Genomic DNA, 15,999 nt, shown 5'->3' with positions numbered 1-15,999 from the left:
TTTATGTAGTTTGAAATACGTTGTGACAATAAATTAATAAGAAAAAGGCCAAACAGATAAATGTTGGCCATATGTATAGATAGAATCAAATATTACTGTCGAGCTTGCCACTCTTTAGCTGTTATTTTACTAATATCTTCTGTTTTAGTTTCGCCAATTAATTCAATAAATTGTGGTTCAAGAGTTGCATAGTATTTGAAGCCACATTTTTCTTGAGCAATTTTAGATTGTTCGTTACCTTGAAAGTAACCGCACCACAAATTATCTAATTTTAAATCAGTGAAAGCATGGTGAATGATGGCGTTAATTGATTCTGGAATAATGCCTTTTCCCCAGAACGGTACACCAACCCAATAGCTAACTTCTGCGTCATTTTCACCAATAGGAAAATTACTTTCATGGCTGAATGATAAACCAATCAAGCCAATAGCTTGGTTCTCATTTTTTAACGTCACAGCGTAAATTTCATCACGCATAAAAATATTTTTGATGATAGAAAGACTTTCTTCTTCGCTTTTGTGAGTAGGCCAACCTGCGATTGGGCCAATTCTTTCATCTTTTGCATAGAAATATAAATCCGCGGCATCTGTTTCTTGCCAAGGACGCAATATTAACCTATTTGTTGTAAGTACCATTTTATCATCTCCTCATTACGCTATCTCCTAACTTGAAAGTTATTTTAGGTATTTATAGAAATAAAATAAGGGCATAATTTGTTCATTTTAGGTACTTATAACAACTTATTTGTTATGGTAGTGCGATATGGTGCAAATTAAAGTACAACGATCATGATGCATTTAAAAAATTATCAAATTGATTTGCCTGAAGTCATTCGGATTGGTGAAAGCCATATGGATAAAATGCAATTTAAACCGATTAAAACATCTTATGTGGCGGTTTGTGTGTGCAAGCAAGGATATGCAACATTCAATATTAATTTCAAACGGTATCCAGTACGAAAAAACGACATAATCGTTTTGTACGATGATTCCTTTGCAATGCTACAAGCCAAATCACGCAAATTTCGTTTGGAGTATTGGTTGATTGATAAAAAGCTAGCAGTAGAAATTGCTTATGCATTACCACATCAACTTTTTGCTTTTTTTAATGACTTCCCTGTGATTTCAACGTCATTAGAAAAAGCTGCACTATTTGAAAGCTGGAGATATATTCTTCTAACTATCGTGTCTAACTGGAGTGGTCATGGGCTATTACAATTAAAAAATCATTTGCAAAATTTATTTTTAGAAATTAGTAATCATGCACAACACACTTCTATCAAACCAGAAAATAAAAGCCGCCAAGAGCAACTGTGCTGGCGTTTTTGGGGCTTAATTACGACCTACTGTAAACAGCATAAAGAAGTGAAATTTTATGCGGAGCAATTGTCGATCACTCCATTTTACTTATCTAAAATTAGTCAAAGTTTTTTTAAAGACTCACCAAAGGTATTGATTGATAGGCAAGTGATTCTAGAAATAAAGGCATTATTAGAAATTGGTAATTTATCCATTAAGCAAATTGCGGATGAATTAAACTTTGAAGATACATCTTATTTATGTCGCTATTTTAAACGGCATACAGGGATGACGTTAACGGGATTTAAAAAACGCATTGAACAAAAAGAACGGAAAAATAAATAATATTAATGTGGTTCAATCTTTGTTGAGTATTTTTTTATAAATTCAATGAAACAGCGTAAGCGTGGTGAAACAGCTTGGTTACGATAGTAAACGGCATTTATAGGTTGGCGAGTTTTAATGGTTTTCTTTTCTAATACTTGTACTAATTCACCACGAGCGAAAGCGTCTAGTGTGACGAAATCAGCTGAATATAAAATGCCTGCACCTTGAACTGCAAGGTGAAATAAAACTTCGCCGCTAGTGCCTGAAATATCAGGTGAAATCTTAAATAAATCCCCATCATGAGTTTTTATTGGCCAAATATTTAATGAATCAGGTTGAGTGAAGCCTAATAAACAGTGTTGTTTTAATTCTTCAATACTTTCCGGTACGCCATATTTTTCAAGATAATCAGGGCTGGCAACGAGTCGTTGTCGACTAAAACCTAATAAGGTGGCATTGAGTGAAGAATCTTTGAGGACTCCAATACGAAAAGCTACATCAATTCGTTTTTCTAACAGATTAGTAATTCCTTCATAGTTATGGATCTCAAGTTCGATTTGCGGATAAAGTGCATAAAATTGTGGAATTAATGGGGTAATAACATGAGTCAAAAAGGGAGTTGATGCATCTATCCGTAATTTACCTGAAGGAACAGTCTGTCGTATTGAGAGCATATCTTCAGCTTCTTGAGCTAGTTCAACTATTTTTCGCGATTTCTGCAAAAATGCAGCGCCTTCATCACTAAGTTTAATTGAACGAGTTGTTCGGTAGATTAACGTCGTATTTATTTTTTCTTCAAGCCTGAGTAATAAACGACTTACTGTCGATATTGTCATGTTTAATTGCTCTGCTGCTGCGGTGATAGAACCACAATCTACAACGCTAATAAAGGCCTGAAGCTCTTCAAAAGTTATTTTCATTATTGCATATCCGGCAAAAGTTATTTTCACCTTAACGCCTTTTTCATTGAGTATCAATGTGAAAAAATTCTGCTCATTAATAAAAATGTTAATAATTTATTTCAATAAGGTTTTTAAATGAGAATTAATACGGCATTACTAGCATTAGCAATAGGGGCTTTTGCTATTGGAGCAACAGAATTTTCACCAATGGGAATGCTTCCTTATATTGCTGACAATCTTAAAGAAGACATTCCTTCTGTGGGGGTGATAGTGGTTATTTATGCCCTCGGCGTTATGGTTGGTGCACCTATTATGACGCTATTGTTAGTCAAAAGGCGTCCTAAAATAGCATTAGTATTTTTGATGTCGATCTTCACTATTGGGAATGTATTATCGGCAATGTCACCTGATCTGGTGACCCTGTCACTTTCTCGTTTTATTACCAGTTTAAATCATGGTGCATTTTTTGGATTAGGCGCAATTGTTGCGGCAAGCGTGGTTCCTCCAGGAAAACAAGCAAGTGCAATAGCGGCTATGTTCATGGGGTTAACAATAGCCAATATTGGTGGCGTACCTTTGATGACGAAATTAACACAAGTCGTAGGATGGAGGCAGGCATTTTATTTAATTTCAATTTTAGGCATTTTGACGATTATAAGTTTAATTTGGGCTTTACCAAATAACCTAATGGGGACAAAAGTGGATGTAAAAAATGAATTGCGTATTTTACGGCGCCCTCAAGTCCTGTTAGGCATGTTATCTACTGTGTTAGGTGCGAGCGCAATGTTTACGTTGTATACCTATATTACACCAATGTTAATGAATTTTATTCAGGCTTCAGACCAAATGGTCACAATAATGTTAGTGATTATCGGTATAGGCTTTACTGTTGGTAATTATATTGGTGGGTTATTTGCAGATAAGTCACTTTTTAGCACTTTAATAATATTTTTCATTATGTTGGCATTAAGCATGGCTATATTCCCATTTATTGCGGTAAATGCATTTGGTGCGGGTGTCGGCCTAATGGTATGGAGTATTTTTAGCTTTGGTATTGTTCCTCCTATTCAAATGTTAGTCATGAATGCAGCAAAAGGTGCGCAAGCCTTAGCGTCCTCCGTTAATATAGGTGCCTTTAATTTAGGAAATGCCATTGGCGCAGCAATTGGTGGGATAGTTTTATCCTATGGGTATAGCTATTCAATGATTAGTTTTATGGGGGCACTAGTCGCTGTTTTGGGAATTATGGTTATTCTGGTTGTTTTTCGCAAAAAATCCGATTCTAAAATGGAAACTGAAATTGCATGCAGCTAATTTTATTGTACTTATTCTTCATTTGATAATTAATGTAAAATCACCGTTAAGTGGATTAAAAGGATCCCTCGCACGGAATAAATAAAACTTGAATTAAAAAGCAATGTTCGGAGTTTTTTGCAATTGTAGTTTGTCATAATTAATGCAATTAACTAAAGAAGGGCGACATGATGACAACTAAAAATTTGTGGAATACGCCAGAACAGAGATGGCAAGCGGTGGTTGAAAGGAATAAAGCCGCGGATGGTCACTTTGTTTACGGTGTAAGAACCTCTGCTATTTATTGCCATCCGTCTGCTGCTGGCCGTTTACCAAATATAAATAATGTTGAGTTTTTTGATAATGAGCAACAAGCGATTGAACAAGGCTATCGTGCAGGAAAACGCTTTCGGACAGAAACATCACAATTAACCCAATTTTATCAAGAGCAAATTGAGAAAGCTTGTCGTTATATTGAACAGCAAGAGCAAACGGTGAGTTTGGCTGCATTAGCTAGTTACATTGGTATGAGTCGCTATCATTTCCACCGTTTGTTTAAAGCGCAAATAGGGTTAACACCAAAAGCCTATGCGGATGCATTTCGCCATAAAACCTTGCAACAACGGCTTCAAGAAAAAAAACGAATTACTGACGCTATTTATGATGCGGGTTATCAATCAAATAGTCGCTTTTATGAAGCCTCATCTCAACGACTAGGAATGACGCCGAGTGAATGGAAATCAGGAGGGGGGGGCAGTAAAATTTACTTTGCTCTTGCGGTTTGCTCATTAGGGACACTATTGGTTGCACAAAGTCCGATAGGTGTTTGCGCCATTTTGTTAGGGGATGACCCTGAGCAGTTATTGAATAATTTACAGGATAAATTCCCAAAAGCAGAGCTGATTGGAGGAGATGACGGCTTTGAGCAACTGGTTGCTCAGGTGGTAGGTTTTATTGAAGCACCTGAAATTGGATTAAATTTACCATTAGACATTCAAGGCACTGCATTTCAACAACGCGTTTGGCAAGCTTTACGTAATATTCCAGTAGGGGAAACAGTAAGTTACAGTGATATAGCAGAAAAAATTGGCAAGCCTAGTGCCGTCAGAGCGGTAGCTAATGCCTGTGGTGCAAATATGTTAGCTGTCGCTATTCCTTGTCACCGAGTGGTTAAGAGTAATGGTGACCTTTCAGGCTATCGTTGGGGCATTGACCGAAAACAAGCGCTATTGTTAAAAGAAGCCCAGTATAAGGCAGATAATAGTTAATGATAGCTAAGGGGATCACGGATAACCATAGTATTCATATAATTATTTCTAGTGAACTACCTTAATTAGAATATTTAAAATAAACAGCACCTATATTAATATATAATAGGTGCTGTTTAGTAAACACAATATAGTATCTAGATCTAAAGTTTTACTTTTAGAAGTAACATGCCAATATAAAGAGTTAGTTGAAACCCATTTTCCTGCTAATACTCGTATTTCGCGGCCACAAGGAGGATTTTCATTGTGGGTTGAACATCTACCGGTTGATAGTCGTAAATTACTCGATATTCTACATCGTAATAAAGTCACCGTTTTAACAGGGGAACATTTCTCGACCGGCGGATGTTTCCTTAATCATTTGCGAATAAACTATGCGCTTCCATTAATCGCAAGGCGACGCAATGCAATTAAAATATTAGGGGAAGCATTAAAAGTCACAAGCTTAAAATAATATAAAACCCCTTATTCAGTAGATATGAGTCATGAATAAGGGGAATAATAGTCATTGAATGGTGGGTTTCGGTTGACTATTTTTAGAATAGAATAAGTAAATCACATAGAGAAGTGTAAAACTGGCCGTGTAACCTGTAAAAATCATCCAGAAGGTTTTCCAATCTACTATACCATTGACGGTATTAAGCTCGATAACCCAACCACATAATACCGCCCCTAAAAACGTACCAAATCCATTGACTAATGTGGTGAATACGCCTTGTGCTGTTGAACGAAATTCGGGCGCAATTTCTTTTTCCAAAAATAGTGCTCCTGCGATATTAAAGAAATCAAATGCACAGCCGTATACAACCATGGATAAAAATAATGCCAGTGTACCAATCGCAGTGAAATCACCATAAGCAAATAAGCCTAGTCGTAAAATCCATGCAACCATACTCATAAATAAGATGGTTTCAATTTTGAATTTTTTGAGTAACAGCGGCAAGAGTAAAATAAAGACAATTTCTGAAAATTGCGATATCGATAAAAAGATAGTGGGGTATTCAGAAAAAACCGAGCCTCTAGCTTCAGGCATTAATGCCATATCTTGTAAAAAGGGAACGCCAAAGGTATTGGTAATTTGTAAGACAGAACCTAATAGCATGGCAAAAAACAAGAATACTGCAACTCGCCCCTTTTTAAAGAGTAAAATAATATTTTGACAACTAAAGCTAGATTTCTGTTCTTTTTTCTCAATTTTACAGGCCTGTGTTGAAATAAAGAAAATAGAAAAGATACTGAGGACCACGGATGCGATCGCACCTACATATAATTGATAAAAACTCATTTCCAATTTTAATAAGCTAATTGTCCACATAGCAACAATAAAACCTACGGTGCCGTAAACGCGTATTTTGGGAAAATAAACATCCGAATCGAGTTTTTTTGCGCTCAACATCTCAAAAACAATGCTATTACAAACGGAAATAGTTGGCATATAAAACATTAGGTGAACTAATGTCATAATAAATAGCAAGGTTATTGAGTCACTATGCGCCATTGCGATCAAAAATACAGCAGAAATAATATGTGAAGCAATATACACCAGTTTTCGGTTATTAATTTTATCTGCAATAAATCCGATAATAATCGGTGAACATAAAGCTGAGATGCCTAATGTACTAAAAATCAGGCCAATTTCACCACCTTTGAAATGTAAGGTATTGAAGAGGTAAGACGCAAAAGTAACCAGCCATGAGCCCCAGATAAAAAATTGAAGAAATGAAACGAATTTTAGCCGAGCAGTGATATTCATGTTCATACACCTTCCGTTAGCCTAAACATGCTTTAATGTAATTATTAAATAAACTGTTCTTTTCAATTAATTTAATAACCAAACATGGAAGCACCCATCTTGTTATTGTTTGAGCATTATAAAATAGTTAATGTGAGTTTTTTTGATATGGAAGAGGCAAATCATCGATTAATTGTAGGAATTAGTCCCTTTTTATAGGAGATTTCACGTATCAAAATAAAGATATAATAAAATAAGTGTGAGAATTAACTCTTCTGAATTCAAGATGATTAAATGATAGTTAATATATATTTAACTTAGTCGGTATTACTTGAATTTAATTAATATTTAAGATTTAATAGGTATCTCTTCAGCCTCATACTTTCAGTATGCTATCCCAATTAATATCTCAATTTTTCCAGTAGTCAGCTTGACTGCGCCCTAGTGGCTTGCTACCAAAAAACTTACCTCAACTACTTTTTTAAAATTCAAATTTTATAAGTACCAATCATAAACAATGGTTGGAAATTCGATGTATATCAAAACGAGAATATTATGATATCTACTCATTACCTGCTGCTTTTATCCGCAGTAGCGGTATACCTTGTGGGTACCGCAGAATTCATGTTATCGGCGATTTTATCGCCGTTAGCAAATGTTTTTCATGTTCAGCCCGACCAAATTGCTTGGTTGATATCAGCTTATGCATTGGCCTATACCTTGGCAGCGCCTATTATAGGTTTCTTATCAGATCGAATTGATAAACGAAAAATTGTACTCATGGCTCTTTTGTTATTATCACTTGATAGCTTGGTTATTATTTTTGCGCCTAATTTATTGATTGCACTAGTTTTAAGAGGATTTGGTGGATTAGCATCTGCCGCACTTGTTCCGGTTATCTTTGCCCTTATTGCTGATGTGATGAGCGAAAGTAAGCAAGCTGCAGCAATGGGAAACATTATGATGGGAATGACTGTCGGTATTATTACCGGGCCTATCATCGCTGGGGCATTAGTTCAGTATTTTGCGTGGTACGTGCCATTTATTTATACCGCGGTAGGGTGCTTAGTGGTATTCATCATAGGGATATTTACGCTACCTCGTTCACAAAAAGTAACCAGTAAAAAATTATCTTTCATAGCGATTAAACAAAAAGGTATTGTTCGACTTATATTAGCGAAAGGTCTATGGAATGGGGTGTCAGTCTGTATGTTTCTGCTTGCGGGTGAAATATTAAGGCAAAGATCACACTTAGAAAGCGTTGAAGTTGGCAGTCTAATGGGATTATTCGGGGTCGGATTATTATGTGGCAATGGTTTGGTTGCAAGAATAGAGAGGATTAAGACGTCAAATAATACAAAACTCATTGTTATTATTTTAATAATCATGGCTGCGATTATGTTATTTCTTAGTGGGTGGCTTTCGTTAATTGGTCATGGCTTATGCTTAACTATTCTTGGGGGGATGTTGGGATTAGCATCTCCCATAAGTACCTCAATGTTAGCAAGGCAAAGTGCAGAGAATAAAGGTTTTGTCTTGTCGATATCCGAGAGTGTGAACAACTTGGTTTTATTATCTGCACTACCCGTATTTTCTTTATTTTTTTCGAAAGGTCACCTTGTGATTTCTATGATCATGATTGTTATATTCTTGAGCTCCGCTATTTTTTTAGTTTTCCCGACAAGACAGAGAAAAGACAGAGAATAAAAAGATAGTAGATTGCTTATTTTTCTCCACCGAAAATGGTTTTTCAGTGGAGAAAAGAGTGCTATTGGGCAACTAATAGTTGTTTCTTTCTTAGACGCATTCCATTTAACATGGATAGCCAAGCTAAAAATGTAATAAACATAAGAATAATAAAAATAAAATAGGGTGGAAGTTCTGTTAATACAACCCCTGTTAACATCGGATTAAATGCACCACCAAGCAGCCCTAGAGATTGGGCCGAAAAGTAACTAGCCTTCATTCCGTCTGGTGCAATACTATCAATCAGCATATATTCACCAGGGGCATAAATTAATTCACCCAGAGTGAAAATAAAGGCACCAAGAGCCCAAAGGTATAAATTTTCATGGGCATACATAAAGGTTGCCAACCCTAAAATAAAAAATAGACTGCCTAATGTCATTAATTTTCTTAAATTATCTGAGGTGATGCGTTTTCCGACGGTATATTGCAACGTCACCACGACAATCGCATTTACAGGCAAAATAACACCAATAACCACTTGAGCGAAATCACTGTCCGCTACAGTAATGGCGTACTGGGATATCCAAGTCGTAAAAGTACCGAAAACTAATGAGCCTAAAAACGTTGATAAAATAAACCAAGCTAGCACTTGGTCTCGTAGCATAGCGACAGGGTTCCATTTACGGATTTGGCCTTCTCCTAATGGTGTCGGCTTTATGCTCTGTACAAACCTTTGTATAAAAAATATCGGAAAAGCGGCAGAAATTGCGGCTAAATAGAATGGCAAGTTAATACTATACATTAATAACCAAGTACCAATTGGTGGTCCAACGGTCCAGCCTATATTAATAAAGGTATAGTTTAAGGAAAATATTTTTGCTTTTAATGCAACGGTGAGGGTATCTGCGAAATACGCTTTTAGTACCGTAGAGAATACGGAATAAGAGCAATTTATTAGTGAAAAGAAAATAATAACTAAAATTGCATTATTAACGATAGGTATTGCAATAAACCCACAAATAAAGGCGATAACAGCAAATAACATACAGCGTTTTTTGTCTACGCGGTCAGCTAGCATGCCAAAACCCATGCTAAATAAAACACCGACTACCATAGCCATTGACATTGCAACACCAACAATATCAATAGCCATTTTATATTCACGGGTCAGGTAAATAGCCATGAAGGGCAATGTCGCACCACGCCCAATAGTTAAGAGCAGTGACGATGCAAGTAATGCACTGTTTGATATATTAAATTTAGATAACATGGCACACAACCTAACTCATTAATTGTTGTTATAGATTTGTTTCAGACGTTCTGTAAGCTATAAAATACCTAAATTTACTGCGGTGAGATATGGTGATTAATGCTCAAAATTGAAAACAATATTTTGCTGATGCTAATGTACCATTCTCAATTAAAAATCTGGTAATATGAAATACAATCTTGATAATTAAATGTTATATGCTGTTGTAATCACCAAGAATTTAAAGTGAGTTATAAGGCGAAGGAATCTTGACGTTAAAATAGAAAAAGGTGCAAATTTGCACCTTTCAGACTTGCCGCCAAACATATTATGCTTGGCGGCAAGTCTAATAGGTTTTGAAAATAAACGAGGAAAATCAAATTATTGATTTTCGGCTGATAACACAAAGCGGGAAAAACCACGCTTTTATCCCGCTTTGTCAATAACCTCAAAGGTGCAATTTTGCACCTTTTCGAAAGAAGTAAACATTATAAAGCGGCAGTATATACTCGGCGGCTAATATCTAAATTAATATCTTGGTGCTCACCTAATTTCACCATACCATGTGCAGCCAAGCTATTGACTAAGGGCTCAATAACATCTTGATTCAGCTGGTAGTCACTGAAACGAGTACCCACTCGCATTTTTTCAAAGAACTCTCGAGTTAACTCAATGGATTTGAGTGCTTTCTCTTGTTCTGTACCTGACGTAATTCCCCAAACTCGTTCGGCATATTGCACTAATTTGGCCTGTTTTTGGGCTAATTTTTCTGTCAGCATGGACGGTAGAACAATCGCGAGTGTTTGTGCATGATCCAAACCATACAACACAGTAATTTCGTGACCTAACATATGGGTAGACCAGTCTTGTGGAACACCAACACCGATTAAACCGTTTAAAGCCAATGTGGCTGTCCACATTAAATTAGCCCGAATATCATAATCTTTCGGAGTCTCTAGCGCTTTAGGTCCAATTTCGATTAATGTCTTCAATAAACCTTCTGCAAATGCATCTTGTACATAGGCATTTACTGGATAAGTCAAATATTGTTCAATCACATGAACAAAAGCGTCAACGACACCATTACTGATTTGACGAGCCGGTAAGGTATAGGTTTTGACTGGGTCAAGAATAGAGAACTGAGGAAATACGTGGTCACTCATAAATGCAAGTTTAGAGTGTAGTTCTTCACGAGTAATCACAGAACCTTTGTTCATTTCAGAACCTGTAGCAGGTAATGTTAATACAGTTCCAAACGGTAGCGCAGTATTTATGGTAGTGCCTCTATTGGTGACCACTTCCCACTTATCACCTGGATAATTTACCGCTGCCGCAACAAATTTAACGCCATCAATGACCGAACCGCCACCAACAGCCAGCAAGTAGTCAAAGCCTTCCTTTTCAATTTTATCGACCGCTTTTATCAAGGTTTCATAACGAGGATTAGCCTCAATTCCACCAAAATGATCGAATGTTCGAGATCCTAAAGCTTGCTCAACTTCACCTAATGTTCCCGTTTTTTTTGCACTATCACCACCAAAAAGAATGAGAACTTTTGCCGTTTTCGGAATTAATCTATCAAGCTCAATGATTTTACCTTCGCCAAAGATAATACGAGTTGGGTTATAAAATTCAAAATTATTCATAGATAAACCTTAGTTTGTATGGAGGGTGAGCGGTACTAAAATATCACGTATATAAACTAATATGATTGATATAAGACTAACAGATTAATATTATAGATTAAAACTATATGATTATTTATCATAAATATGCGTTATATATTACTTATAATGAAATTATAGAATAAATTATCGCATACATGATGAATATGAAGGTGCAAAGCGGGGCTGTAGAGTAACGTTATTCTATTAACCCATTGAAATTATATTGATAAATATTTTTCTGCTTGTTACTTAGCCCAGGTCATCTTTATGAATAAAAGGTTACTGTAAAATAAAATGTAACTTAGTGATAGAATTAAAGTATTGTGTTTGTGATTATAATTTTTTCATTATTATTTTGGTTGTTTTTACAACGATGGGAATAAAAGAGCGATGAGACGGTTTATTAGTTTAGAGCTACCACCTGAACCCATAATTAATAGCCAGTGTGTAAGAAAACGCCTGAAAAATAGCATCTGTGATAATTGTGCCACGAGTTGTCCAGTGGGTGCGGTATCGTTTAGCCATATGAATGCAGAAATTAATAATGAATTGTGTTTTCAATGTGGTAATTGTTTATTTGCTTGCCCTGTCGATGCTATTGAAAATATCAAACCTCACGAACGCAGCTATCAAGGGGAGTTTCTGATAGTAAAACATGACGAACCCATTGCGAATGCGGACGAACTGATTGTTTGGCACCGGCAATATGGCATTCGTGGTATGCAAATTGCTGAACCCTGGGTTGATAAATGGTTGCCAACGATTGCGGCATTAAATTTAAAACTCAAAATATTACAAGAACCTATTTGGCAATTACGTATTGTTCAGCCTGAACAAGTCGATAGCGGTCGTCGGATGATGCTATTTCGTCAAAAATTGGATTCAAAGCCGTTAGATAAGGGCCAGGTGAAAACAGGATTAAATGCAAGAAAACAATTTTACCCTGAAGATAGCTGGTTTAAGGTCGAATTAGACACAGAAAAATGCATTCTTTGTGGTGCTTGTGCCAAGATGTGTGATGAGCATGCGATAGAAATTGAAAATAACCAATTTTTGATAGATGAAAAACGTTGTACTGGTTGTATGAGTTGCCAAGTCGTTTGTTTTCCTAAATCTATCCATGTACAAGCATATACAGCCAAAAATAGCGTACCAAAAATTTTCCATTATTATGATGCGCAGTGTAATACCTGCCATTTACCTTTTTCTTCTTGGGAAGAAAATACCCATATTTGCCCAATTTGTGCGCAGCATAAGAAACAAGGGTGGTTATAATAGTAACTAAGGCTCATTTTCAGAGCCTTAGTACGCGAATTTATTAATTTAAATGATTAATTATCAGTTTAGCGATTTGTGGATTAATCATTGGTGGCGTTTCATGGCCCATACCTTCAATAACTTCCAATTTTGCATTCGGAATATTGTTAGCAATATCTTGCCCTGCGGCTAATGGGAAGAGCGGGTCGATTGAACCATGAATAACTAATGTGGGTACATTAATGTGCTGTATATAAGAACGCAAATCTCCGGTGACGGCAACAGCCACAATTTGGCGTTTGGTGCCTTCTGGTGAATGATTGCGTGCGAGTGATTGCAGTATATATTCACGATAATAATTTTCATCAAATGGGCCAAACGTTGAGCTGATCCGGCGATAAAACGCAAGCTGTCCTGACAAATATCCTTCTAAATCTTCTTTTGGGTTAGCACTTGGGCTCATCAGCATTTGCATAACATCGGGAGCACTTTGTGGCAAAGTCGGGTTCCCAGTCGATGACATGATTGCACAAAGAGATAATGTACGTTCAGGAAATTTCGCTGCCGCTATTTGGGCAATCATTCCGCCCATGGAACGACCAATAAAGTGGGCTTTATCAATAGATAACGTATTTAAGAGATGGATAATATCTTCAGCCATATCGAATAAGGTATAAGGAACAGCGAAAGGCTCACCTTGTTGCATTTTTTCAATCAATACCCCTAAATCAATAGGTGGGAACTCATTGATATGATGAGATAAACCCGCATCTCGGTTATCTATACGTAACAGGTAAAAACCAGCATCTGCAATTTCCTGACAAAAGTCTGACGTCCAACTAATGTTATGGCCACCTAAGCCAGGAATGAGGACTATAGTCGGGTTATCTGGTGTACCAAATGAATCATAAAAAAGTGGAACTGAATTGGTTTTGGTCATTTTTCTTCCGGTATCTTCATTAATAGTGCTATTTATATGCCGTAGTTTCGTTGCAATTACGAGCCATAAAAAATGGCAATGATTACCTATGATATAATCGAAGTTTATCATGGTAATCATTTTATTGATGAAGAATGTCAGATTAATGTGTTTTAAGGTGATAAATAGCGAGTGCCAGTAGCGCCGTTGTGAGTAATAGAACTGCGATGATGAGGTTAGCAGATAACCCATATAAGAAGACAACCATGCTGCCTAAAGCAGAACCCAAAGCAATGCCTGCATTAAAAAAAGCAATATACAGTGAGCCCGTAATTTCAATATGTTGAAGACTGTGCGTAATCATCCATGTCATCAATGTGACGGAGACACCACCATAAGCCATTCCCCAAGCTATAATAGTTAGGCCGCCAATTAATGTTGTCAGGGGTAAAATAGCAAGCAAAAATAAGCAAGCAATAATGATTGTTATAATAATAAACAAGGATAAATTAAGCTTTTTCCCCGCAGTTAAGCCAAAGATAAAATTACCAAAAATGCCCGCAATACCATAAAAGAATAGCATAATGCTAAGTTGTTCACCTGTTGCATGAATATTAGTGACTAATAGCGGTCTAATATAGGTAAACACCATAAAATGCCCTGATACCAAGAGTAAGGTAATGGCTAACCCAAGCAATATTGTTGGGCGTTTTAATTGTGCAATAAAAGCGTTAGCTGAAGGTGGTGTGACCGTCGGTAAAGAGGGTAAAAGAACTACCATTAACAATAATAAAATACATGATAAGGCACTCATTAAGAAAAATGCGCTGCGCCAATCCCACCATTCACCCATAAAAACGCCTAATGGAATCCCCACTACCGAGGCAGCAGCCACGCCACCAAAAATCATTGATGTTGCTAAATTAACATGTGCTGATGCCACTAAACGCGGTGCTATTCCACCTGCGATCGCCCATATAATGCCAATACACAAACCAATAAATAAGCGGCTAATTAATAGCAATGTAAAATGAGACGTGATTGCCGCAAGCAAGTTACATACAACGAGCAGTAGCGCACCCAAAATCAGCAATTTTTTACGATCAATTTGTTCGGTAAATAAAATTACCAATGGTGAGCAAATTGCAGCCACGACAGCAGGTAAAGTCATAAGCAACCCGCTCAAACCGATAGAAATAGAAAACTGATTGGCAATAGGGGTTAATAGGCCGACGGGTAACATTTCAGTGGTCACAACAATAAAAGTGGCAAGGGTTAAGGTCAGTATTGCCCCCCATGAACGAAGTGTGCTGATGCTATTTGAATGTTTAATGCATTGTGAAAACATATTCTACCTAACTAAAAATAAACTTGTTGAAATAGCATATAGGGGACATGATGGGAGATAAATATATCAAATGTAGTAATATTGGGGATAAATCGTGTCTAATTCAGCTTCTCTAGTGATGGATAACCTACTTGATTTAAAAGTCTTTGTGGATGTTGTTGAAACACTGAGTTTCACGAAATCGGCCGAACGGCTAGCACTATCGCGTTCAGCGATTGGGAAATGTATTGGGCGACTAGAACATCGTCTACAAACTCGCTTGTTACATCGAACGACACGAAGTATTCATTTAAGTGATGAAGGTCAATTGGTGTATGAATCTGCCATTAACATATTACAAGAGATTGAAAGAGTTGAAAATATATTAAGCCAAGGCCAGCAACAACCAAAAGGATTATTAAGGATAACGGTACCTGTGGTATTTGGAAAACGTTTCATTTTACCTCTTGCTCAACGTTATCTAGCACAATGGGAACAGGTTGAGGTGGATGTAGATTTTAATGATGACTATTGTGATATTGTGCGCGATGGTTTTGATATTGCGATCCGTATTGGCGGAATGGATGATAACCGTTTAGTCCGTAAAGTCTTAGCCCCACATCGGTTAATCACGTGCGCATCCCCTGAATATCTCCAGCAGCGCGGTGAACCAGTAAACCCGCAAGCTTTACAGTATCACAGTATGCTGGTGTTTAGGCACCGAGGATATAATGTGTCGTGGAAGTATAAAATTAATGGGCATTTGCAAAATTATCCAGCTCAAGGGCGTTTAGTATTAAATGACACCGAGGCTATTCTCGCCGCAGCTATAGAAGGACAGGGAGTGTGCCAGTTAGGTGCATTTTTAGTGAGTGAGGAAATCAAAAAAGGCCGATTAGTGCCAGTGCTAACCGAGTTTTCCCTGCCTGAGTCACCTATTTGTGCGCTATACCCGACAAAACGTTATTTACCCCCTAAAGTTCGTGAGTTTTTAGCGCTAATTGATGAGTGTTGGGAAGGAAGGGCAATTTGGGAGTGATTATTACGCTAAATAAGTCTGTTTTCAGCTAA

14 protein-coding genes are annotated in these 15,999 nt (G+C 37.0%); 7 read left to right on the top strand and 7 right to left on the bottom strand.

What is annotated here, in order from left to right:
* Positions 1-92 precede the first annotated feature (92 nt).
* A complete protein-coding gene (locus PR767_RS00295; protein WP_004910874.1) occupies positions 93-635 on the bottom strand; it encodes a GNAT family N-acetyltransferase in 543 nt (180 codons plus the stop codon).
* A gap of 153 nt (positions 636-788) precedes the next feature.
* Here PR767_RS00295 and PR767_RS00290 point away from each other — a divergent pair, with 153 nt between their 5' ends.
* Positions 789-1,643, top strand: a complete 855-nt coding sequence (locus PR767_RS00290; RefSeq protein ID WP_272519725.1) for a helix-turn-helix domain-containing protein — start codon at positions 789-791, stop codon at positions 1,641-1,643.
* A gap of 2 nt (positions 1,644-1,645) precedes the next feature.
* On the opposite strand, the gene PR767_RS00285 is transcribed toward PR767_RS00290, so the two are convergent.
* A complete protein-coding gene (locus tag PR767_RS00285) occupies positions 1,646-2,545 on the bottom strand; it encodes a LysR family transcriptional regulator (RefSeq protein WP_272519724.1) in 900 nt (299 codons plus the stop codon).
* Positions 2,546-2,662: 117 nt separating this feature from the next.
* On the opposite strand from PR767_RS00285, the gene PR767_RS00280 reads away from it, so the two are divergent.
* From PR767_RS00280 to PR767_RS00270, 3 genes are all read left to right on the top strand, one after another.
* A complete protein-coding gene (locus PR767_RS00280) occupies positions 2,663-3,841 on the top strand; it encodes an MFS transporter (RefSeq protein WP_109912219.1) in 1,179 nt (392 codons plus the stop codon).
* Between the two features lie 170 nt (positions 3,842-4,011).
* The gene (gene ada, locus PR767_RS00275) at positions 4,012-5,088 is read left to right on the top strand and encodes a bifunctional DNA-binding transcriptional regulator/O6-methylguanine-DNA methyltransferase Ada (protein ID WP_109912220.1); all 1,077 of its coding nucleotides are present in this window, start codon (positions 4,012-4,014) and stop codon (positions 5,086-5,088) included.
* 244 nt (positions 5,089-5,332) lie between these two features.
* On the top strand, positions 5,333-5,542 hold the full coding sequence (locus PR767_RS00270) for a hypothetical protein (RefSeq protein ID WP_004910885.1): 210 nt from the start codon (positions 5,333-5,335) through the stop codon (positions 5,540-5,542).
* Between the two features lie 51 nt (positions 5,543-5,593).
* Here the strand turns inward: PR767_RS00270 and PR767_RS00265 are convergent, their stop codons facing one another.
* On the bottom strand, positions 5,594-6,841 hold the full coding sequence (locus PR767_RS00265; protein ID WP_272519723.1) for an MFS transporter: 1,248 nt from the start codon (positions 6,839-6,841) through the stop codon (positions 5,594-5,596).
* Between the two features lie 534 nt (positions 6,842-7,375).
* Here PR767_RS00265 and PR767_RS00260 point away from each other — a divergent pair.
* Complete coding sequence (locus tag PR767_RS00260) at positions 7,376-8,527, top strand: MFS transporter (RefSeq protein WP_272519722.1); 1,152 nt, start codon at positions 7,376-7,378, stop codon at positions 8,525-8,527.
* Positions 8,528-8,588: 61 nt separating this feature from the next.
* Here the strand turns inward: PR767_RS00260 and ydeE are convergent, their stop codons facing one another.
* Together ydeE and PR767_RS00250 are read right to left on the bottom strand one after the other, a co-directional pair.
* Entirely contained in the window at positions 8,589-9,779 is a 1,191-nt protein-coding gene (ydeE, locus tag PR767_RS00255) for an efflux MFS transporter YdeE (protein WP_272519721.1), read from the bottom strand.
* 467 nt (positions 9,780-10,246) lie between these two features.
* A complete protein-coding gene (locus tag PR767_RS00250) occupies positions 10,247-11,404 on the bottom strand; it encodes an iron-containing alcohol dehydrogenase (RefSeq protein ID WP_272519720.1) in 1,158 nt (385 codons plus the stop codon).
* A 411-nt stretch (positions 11,405-11,815) separates the two neighbouring features.
* Here PR767_RS00250 and PR767_RS00245 point away from each other — a divergent pair, with 411 nt between their 5' ends.
* Positions 11,816-12,700, top strand: coding sequence for a DUF362 domain-containing protein (locus PR767_RS00245; RefSeq protein ID WP_004910894.1), 885 nt, complete (start codon positions 11,816-11,818; stop codon positions 12,698-12,700).
* 43 nt (positions 12,701-12,743) lie between these two features.
* Here PR767_RS00245 and PR767_RS00240 read toward each other — a convergent pair whose 3' ends face one another.
* Positions 12,744-13,622, bottom strand: a complete 879-nt coding sequence (locus tag PR767_RS00240) for an alpha/beta fold hydrolase (RefSeq protein WP_109912226.1) — start codon at positions 13,620-13,622, stop codon at positions 12,744-12,746.
* A gap of 142 nt (positions 13,623-13,764) precedes the next feature.
* The gene (locus PR767_RS00235; RefSeq protein ID WP_109912227.1) at positions 13,765-14,949 is read right to left on the bottom strand and encodes an MFS transporter; all 1,185 of its coding nucleotides are present in this window, start codon (positions 14,947-14,949) and stop codon (positions 13,765-13,767) included.
* A 94-nt stretch (positions 14,950-15,043) separates the two neighbouring features.
* On the opposite strand from PR767_RS00235, the gene PR767_RS00230 reads away from it, so the two are divergent.
* On the top strand, positions 15,044-15,967 hold the full coding sequence (locus PR767_RS00230; RefSeq protein ID WP_238563291.1) for a LysR family transcriptional regulator: 924 nt from the start codon (positions 15,044-15,046) through the stop codon (positions 15,965-15,967).
* Positions 15,968-15,999 lie beyond the last annotated feature (32 nt).

Source organism: Providencia sp. PROV223, from assembly GCF_028479245.1.
Lineage (GTDB): Bacteria > Pseudomonadota > Gammaproteobacteria > Enterobacterales > Enterobacteriaceae > Providencia > Providencia rettgeri.
This window is presented reverse-complemented; position numbering and strand designations above follow the sequence as displayed.